Source organism: Amycolatopsis sp. SID8362 (assembly GCF_010550475.1).
GTDB classification, from domain to species: domain Bacteria; phylum Actinomycetota; class Actinomycetes; order Mycobacteriales; family Pseudonocardiaceae; genus Amycolatopsis; species Amycolatopsis eburnea.
In genome coordinates, this window is record NZ_JAAGNB010000388.1 from 20,143 (window position 1) to 27,132 (window position 6,990).

The 6,990-nt window shown below is 73.4% G+C and carries 5 protein-coding genes; 1 reads left to right on the forward strand and 4 read right to left on the reverse strand.

Annotated features, from left to right (window positions below; all coding sequences use genetic code 11):
* Positions 1–9 precede the first annotated feature (9 nt).
* Positions 10–1,050 (forward strand): acyl-CoA dehydrogenase family protein, encoded by a 1,041-nt coding sequence (locus G3I65_RS12185; RefSeq protein ID WP_160696199.1) that lies wholly within the window; start codon positions 10–12, stop codon positions 1,048–1,050.
* Here G3I65_RS12185 and G3I65_RS12190 read toward each other — a convergent pair.
* The 4 genes from G3I65_RS12190 to G3I65_RS12205 all read right to left on the reverse strand — a co-directional run.
* Positions 1,019–2,149 carry a serine hydrolase gene (locus tag G3I65_RS12190; RefSeq protein WP_160696200.1) on the reverse strand — a complete coding sequence of 377 codons (1,131 nt, stop codon included), beginning with the start codon at positions 2,147–2,149 and terminating at the stop codon, positions 1,019–1,021. The genes G3I65_RS12185 and G3I65_RS12190 overlap by 32 nt on opposite strands.
* 386 nt (positions 2,150–2,535) lie before the next feature.
* Positions 2,536–5,217, reverse strand: a complete 2,682-nt coding sequence (locus G3I65_RS12195) for a bifunctional GNAT family N-acetyltransferase/acetate--CoA ligase family protein (RefSeq protein ID WP_160696201.1) — start codon at positions 5,215–5,217, stop codon at positions 2,536–2,538.
* Positions 5,218–5,219: 2 nt separating this feature from the next.
* Positions 5,220–6,389 carry an acetoin utilization protein AcuC gene (locus tag G3I65_RS12200; protein WP_160696202.1) on the reverse strand — a complete coding sequence of 390 codons (1,170 nt, stop codon included), beginning with the start codon at positions 6,387–6,389 and terminating at the stop codon, positions 5,220–5,222.
* A gap of 83 nt (positions 6,390–6,472) precedes the next feature.
* Positions 6,473–6,990 (reverse strand): sulfurtransferase (locus G3I65_RS12205; protein WP_160696203.1); only part of this gene is annotated, 518 nt, incomplete at its 5' end.

Below are 6,990 nucleotides of genomic sequence, written 5' to 3' on the forward strand. Positions count from 1 at the left end.
GAGCGTTCCATGGACTTCACCCCTTCCGAGGCGTCGGCCGACCTCGCCGCGCTGACCCGGCGGATCCTCGCCGACAAGGCCACCCACGACCCGCACGGCACCGGCGGCTTCGACGCTCCACTGTGGACGGCGCTGGGCCAGGCGGGCGTGCTGGACGCGGCCCTGCCGTCGTCGCTCGGCGGCGGCGGGTTCGGCCTGCTGGAGCAGTGCGCGGTGCTCACCGAGATCGGCCGGGCGGTGGCCGCGGTCCCCTACCTGCCGTCGATCACGATGGCCGCGTCGGCGCTGGCGGAGTTCGGCACGCCGGAGCTCGTGGACCGCTGGGTGCTGCCGGTGCTGCGCGGCGAACGCGTGCTGGCCGTGGCGCTGTCCGGGTTCACCGCCGTCGGCGGTCTCTTGTCCGGTTCGCGGCCGGCCGTGGCGTCCGGCGCGTTCGCGCACGGGTTCCTGGTCGCCGCTTCGGACGAGGTCTTCCTGGTCGACGCGGCCGCACCCGGGGTCTCGGTGCGGCCGCAGCGGACGACCGACCACGCGGACGCGTGCCTGCTGGAGCTGTCCGACGCACCGGGGACCTCGCTGGGCGACATCGGCGAATGGCTGCGCCTGCGCGGGACGGTCGGGGTCTGCGCGCAGCAACTCGGCGTCGTCGAACGGGCACTGGAGCTGACCGCGGCGTACGCGGGCGAGCGCAAGCAGTTCGACCACGTCCTCGGCGGGTTCCAGGCGGTCCGCCAGCGCCTCGCGGACGCGTACGTCGACGTCGAAGCGGTCCGCCTCACCACCCTGCAGGCCGCGTGGCGGCTCGCGTCGGACCTCCCCGCGACGGAAGCCGTGGCGACGGCGAAGTTCTGGGCCGCGGAAGCGGGCCACCGGGTGGCGCACACGACGGTCCACGTCCACGGCGGCGTCGGCATCGACGTCGACCACGTGGTGCACCGCTACTTCACGGCGGCGAAGCGCCTGGAGTTCGAGCTGGGCTCGGCGACCTCGCAGCTGCTGGCCCTGGGCGACGCACTCGCTAAGCGGCGTACGTCCACACCTCGCGCATGAGCGGGGTCGGCTCGGGGCTGGTCAGCTCGACCTGGGTCAGCAGCACCGAAACGGTGCCGGTCGACGGGACGACGTGCCACGCCGTGCCGGCACCGCCGACCCAGCCGTAGCGGCCCGCCACCTCGCCGGGCTGCCGCGGGTCGACGTCCACCGAACCGCCGTACCCCCAGCCTTGACCGCGGAGGAACGCCTTCGCGGCTTCCCGTTGCGCCGGCGTCAGGTGGTCGGTCATCAGCGCGCGCACCGACCGCGGCGAGAGCAGCCGCCGGTCGCCCGCGGTGCCTTCGGCCAGCAGGAAGCGGCCGAACGCGAGCAGGTCGTCGGCCGTCGAGACGAGCCCGCCGGACCCGGACGGGAACGACGGCGGGGTGCTCCACCGGCCTTCGGGCGAGTCGATCAGCCGGAGCCCGTCTTCGCCGCGGCGGTACGCGCTGGTCAGCCGGCCCAGCGCCGCCGTCGGCACGGTGAACCCGGTGTCGGCCATGCCCAGCGGCTCGAACAGGTGCTCCGCCAGGAACTCCGGCAACGGGCGGCCGGTGACCCGGGAGATCAGCACGCCCTGGAGGTCCGAGCCGGTGTCGTAGAGCCACGCCTCGCCGGGCTGGTGCAGCAGCGGCACTTGGGCCAGCGCGGCCAGCCACTCGTCGGGGGCGAGCCCCCGCGGCGGCGCGGCCGGGTGGCCGAGCACTTGCAGTAGCAGGTCGACGGCGGGGAGTGTCATGTCGGCGGCGAGCCCGTACCCGCAGCGGAAGGTCAGCAGATCGGCCACGGTGATGGGTCGGACGGCGGGGACCACGTCGTCGACCGGGCCGTCCGGGGTGCGGACCACGACTGGGGAGGCGAGTTCCGGGAGCCATTGGGCGATGGGGTCGTCGAGACTCAGGTCCCCTTCGTCGGCGAGAAGGAGGACAGCGGCGGCGACGATCGGTTTGCTGAGTGAAGCGATGCGGAAGAGGGCGTCTCGCGCCATCGGGACGGTGTGCTCGGTGTCGGCCCAGCCGACGGCCGCCGCTTCGACCTGCTCGCCGTGCGCGACGAGCGCTACTGCGCCGGGGAGGTCGGTGGTGTGCCGGGTCAGGAGTTCGGTGAGATGTGACATTTCAGTTCCTGAGTTGGTCGCACGGGCCGGTTTGCGTGGCCGGCGCAGCTTGGTGGGACGACTGCGCGGACCGGCACCGAAGGGGGTCGCTCGCGTGCCGGATCAGGAGACAGGTAACAGGTGACATTTTAGTTCCAGCGCCGGGACCGGTCGGCCACACGGAGCGGCACCGGAGCGAGTCGCTCGCGCGCCGGATCAGCAGATCGGTAACAGGTGACATTTCAGTTGCTGAGTCGATCGCACGGGCTGCGGACGTAGCCGGCGCAGCTGAGCGGGTCGGCCGTATGCGCCCGCACCGGAGCGGGCCGCTCGCGTGCCAGGTCAAGAGTTCGGTGACAGGTGACAGGTGACATTTCAGTTCCGGTGCCGGGACGGGCGTGGCCATATCAGTCGAGGGGGTTGATCGCGCGCAGGCGGCGGGGGCCGGTGTCGGGGCGGGTCGGGGGCAGGCCCAGCACCAGGCGCGCGTTCGCGACGAAGGCGCCGTCCGGGGAGGCCAGGATCGGGTCGAGCACCAGCGAGCGCACCTCCGGGTTGTCCTCCGCGAGCGCGGCCACGCGCAGCACCATGTCCTGCAGCGCGGCGAGGTCGGCGGGCTCGTCGCCGCGGTAGCCGGTGAGCAGCGGGGCCGTGCGCGGCTCGCGCAGCAGGGTGGCCGCGTCGACGTCGGTGAGCGGGACCGCGCGGTAGGCGCGGTCCCCCAGCAGCGTGCTGACCAGCCCGGACAGCCCGAACGACACGAGCGTGCCGAACGACGGGTCGTCCTGCAGCCCGATCACGCACGACAGGCCCTTCGGTGCCATCCGCTGGACGTAGACCTCGTCGTCGCCGGAGATCTCGCGCAAGGTTTCGTAGGCGGTGCGCACCGAATCCGCCGAAGCCAGGTCGAGCCGGACGCCGGCGAGGTCGGGGCGGCCGCGCAGGCGTTCGTCGACCGCCTTGAGCGTCACCGGGTAGCCCAGCTCGGCCGCGGCCGCGATCGCTTCGTCCACATTGGACACGATGCGGAACGGCACGACGTCGATGCCGTAGCAGCCGAGCAGCCGCACGACGTCGGCGTCCGACAGCAGCGTCGTCTTGCCGCTTTCGGTGTCCAGGAGTTCGCGGACGAGGCCCTGCGCCTGCTCGGTGTGGATCCCCCGCGGCCGCACGAGCGTGCCCTGCGGGCGCTGCCGCCACGCGGCGTACCGGACGACCCTGGCGAGCGCGTTCACCGCGCGTTCCGGGCTCGGGTACGACGGGATCGACCCGCGCGTCGGCACGCCGTCGCCGGTGAACACGGCGAGCTCGTCCGGTACGCCTTCGGCCGCGAGGAACGTCGAGACGATCGGCTTGCGCTCCCCCAGTTCGACCACGGTTTCCCGCAGGGCACGCGCGTACGCGGTGCCGGGAATGGCGACCGGCGGCGCGAAGACGACGACCAGCGCGTCGGTCTCCGTTGACGTCAGCGCCTCGCCGACGGCCTTCGCGAAGTCCTCCGGGCTCGCCTGCGGGCCGACGTCCACCGGGTCCGATGCCAGGCGCAGCCCCTGCATCCGCGCGGTGTCGGCGGCCAGCAGGCCGATCGCGCTGGAGTTGCCGACGATGCCGACCCGCGGCCCGGCGGGCAGCGGCTGGTGGGCGAACACGAGCGCGGTGTCGAACAGCTGCGCCAGCGATTCCACCCGCACCACGCCGGCCTGCTCGAACAGCGCCTGGACGCTGGCTTCGTCGATCTCCGTCGACGTCGCGGCCAGCTGCGGGCGGACCGCGTGCCGCCCCGACTTCACCGCGACGATCGGCTTCGTCCGCGCGAGGCGACGGGCCAGCCGCGCGAACTTGCGCGGGTTGCCGAAGGACTCGAGGTACAGCAGCACGAGATCGGTGTCCGGGTCGGTTTCCCAGTACTGGAGCAGGTCGTTGCCGGAGACGTCGGCGCGGTTGCCGGCCGAGACGAACGTCGACAGCCCGAGGCCACGCGCTTCGGCGTCGGCGAGGATCGCGGTGCCGAGCGCGCCGGACTGGCAGAAGAAACCGGTGCGCCCGCGGCCGGGCAAGCGCGGTGCGAGCGTGGCGTTCAACCGGATGCCGGGCGCGGTGTTGAGCACGCCGAGCGCGTTCGGCCCGACCACCCGCATGCCGTGCGCCCGTGCCTCGCCGACCAGCCGGAGCTCGGCGTGCAGGCCGTGCGGCCCGGCTTCGGCGAACCCGCTCGACAGGATCAGCAGCGTCTTCACGCCCTTGGCCAGGCAAGCGTCCAAAACGGACTCGACGGCCTCGGCCGGCACCGCGACGACGGCCAGGTCGACCGGGTCCGGGATGTCCAGCACCGACGGGTACGCGCGGACGCCCCGGACCGCGCGGTGCTCCGGGTTGACCGGGTAGACGGTGCCGGTGAACCCGGCGGCCAGCAGGTTCACGAAGGCGACGTGCCCGACCTTGCCCGGCTCGGCGGACGCGCCGATCACCGCGACGGACGCCGGGTGCAGCAGGTTGTGCACGCTGCGCGCCTCGGCCGCCTGTTCGCGGGAGCGCGCGACGGCGAGCGACTCCTCGGTCGGGTCGATGTCGAACTCCAGGTGCAGCACGCCTTCCTCGATCTCGCGGCTGACCTGGTAGCCGGCGTCGCGGAAGACGCGGACCATGGCGGCGTTCTCGGCGAGCACCTCGGCGACGAACCGCCGAAGCCCGCACTCGGACGCGGCCGCGGCGAGGTGTTCGAGCAGGATCGAGCCGAGCCCGCGGCCCTGGTGCGCGTCGCTCACGACGAAGGCGACCTCGGCCGACGGCCCGTGGTCGAGCCGCTCGTACCGCCCGACGGCCACGATGTCGTCGCCCAGGAACGCGGCGAACGCGACCCGGTCGTGGTGGTCGACGGTGGAGAACCGCTTCAGGTCCTTTTCCGGGATCCGCGGGTAGGCGCCGAAGTAGCGGAAGTACCGCGTGCGCTCGGACAGCTTCCCGTGGAAGGCGACCAGCCCGTCGGCGTCGGTGGGCACGATCGGGCGCAGGTGGACGGTGCCGCCGTCGGACAGCACGACGTCGGCTTCCCAGTCGCGGGGGTAGTCGAAGGGGTCCCGGCCGGCCATCATCAGTCCCTGGGGTCGTCCGGATCGAGGCCGTGCAAGGGGAACACGGCCCGGCGCGTGTCGCGGACGGCGATGTCGACGGGGTCGTCCTCGCCATCGCCCCACGGCTTGAACCCGGTGTCGCGGTCGTCGGTCATCGCCCGCGGCAGCTCGGCGTGCGGTGCGGCCTTCCCGACGGTGGCGGTCCACCCCGGCGGCAGCGGCGTCGCCGGGTCGACGTCCCGGTCGAGGACGGTGGCGATCAGGTGCGTCCACGACCGCGGGACCACGCGGATCAGCTGGTAGCCCCCGCCCCCGACGGCGATCCACTTGCCGCCGGCGTAGGTCTCGGCGAGGTCGCGGAGGGTGGCGTAGATGGTGCGGTGCCCGTCGACGGACAGCGAGAGGTCGGCGAGCGGGTCCTCTTCGTGCGAGTCGACGCCGCACTGGGTGAACAGCAGCTGCGGTTCGAAGTCGGCGAGCAGCGACGGGACGACGGCGGAGAACGCCCGCAGCCACCCGGGATCCCGCGTCCGCGGCGGCAGCGGGATGTTGACGGCGGTCCCGTCGGCCTTCCCCCGCCCGGTCTCGGCGGAGTAGCCGGTGCCCGGCCAGAGCGTGAAGGGGTGCTGGTGCAGCGAGATCGTGAGCACGCGCGGGTCGTCGTAGAAGGCGGCCTGGACCCCGTCGCCGTGGTGGACGTCGGTGTCGATGTAGGCGATCCGCTCGAAACCGTGGTCGAGCAGCCACGAAATGGCGACGGCGCAATCGTTGTAGACGCAGAACCCGGCCGCCCGGTCCCGCATGGCGTGGTGCAGCCCCCCGGCGATGTTGACCGCGCGGGTGGCTTCGCCCTCGGCGACCTTGCGGGCGGCGAGCAGCGTGGACCCGACGACGAGCGCGGAAGCGTCGTGCATGTCGGAGAAGACGGGATTGTCGGAAGTCCCGAGCCCGTGCCCGACATCCCACCCGACGAGCGGCGCCTCCCGCACGGCGGCGAGGTATTCGGGAGCGTGGATCCGGAGCAGCTCTTCGTCGCCCGCGCCGGTGGGGACGAGCAGGGGGACGTCGTCGAGCACGCCGAGCTCGGTGGCCAGCCGGACGGTCAGCTCCAGCCGGACGGGGTTGAACGGGTGATCCCCGCCCAGGTCATAACCGAGAAGGGCGGAGTCCCACACGACGGCCGGCGACATAGTGTCCGACTGTAGTGCCGTTCGGGGGACTCCGCGGAGCCGAAAGGGGCCGGGGGTGGCCCGCCGGCCGAAAGGCGGAGCGCCTAGCCGGGGAGGGGACCGGTCGCCGCGGGGCGGCCGGGGTCGCGGGACCAGTGGGACCACGAGCCCGCGTACAGGCCCGCGCCCGGGTGGCCGGCCAGTTCCAGGGCCAGTACCACCGAACTCGCCGTCACCCCCGAGCCGCAGTACGCGCCGACCGGCTCGCCCGGGCGCAGGCCCAGGTCCGTGAAGCGGGCCGCCAGCTGCTCCGGGGCGTGCCAGCGGCCGTTCTCCGCGATGTGGCCCGGGAACGGGGCGTTCACCGCGCCCGGGATGTGGCCCGCGCGGGGGTCGATCGGTTCCGTCTCGCCCGCGTAGCGCGGGGTGGCCCGGGCGTCGAGCAGGAGGCCGTCACGGGCCAGCGCCGCGGCCTCGTCCGCGTCGAGGACCGGCATCGCGCCCGGGTGGACCTCGATGTCGCCGGGCTCCGGGGTCGGCTGCTCGGTGCTGACCGGGTGTCCCTCGGCCGACCACGCCGCGTAACCGCCGTCGAGGACCGCGACCTCTTCGTGGCCGGCCC

What these genes read in the sequence shown, in the direction of transcription:
- G3I65_RS12200 (WP_160696202.1), bottom strand. Translation starts at nt 6,389, where the DNA reads ATGTCGCCGGCCGTCGTGTGGGACTCCGCCCTTCTCGGTTATGACCTG.
- G3I65_RS12195 (WP_160696201.1), bottom strand. Translation starts at nt 5,217, where the DNA reads ATGGCCGGCCGGGACCCCTTCGACTACCCCCGCGACTGGGAAGCCGAC.
- G3I65_RS12190 (WP_160696200.1), bottom strand. Translation starts at nt 2,149, where the DNA reads ATGTCACATCTCACCGAACTCCTGACCCGGCACACCACCGACCTCCCC.
- G3I65_RS12185 (WP_160696199.1), top strand. Translation starts at nt 10, where the DNA reads ATGGACTTCACCCCTTCCGAGGCGTCGGCCGACCTCGCCGCGCTGACC.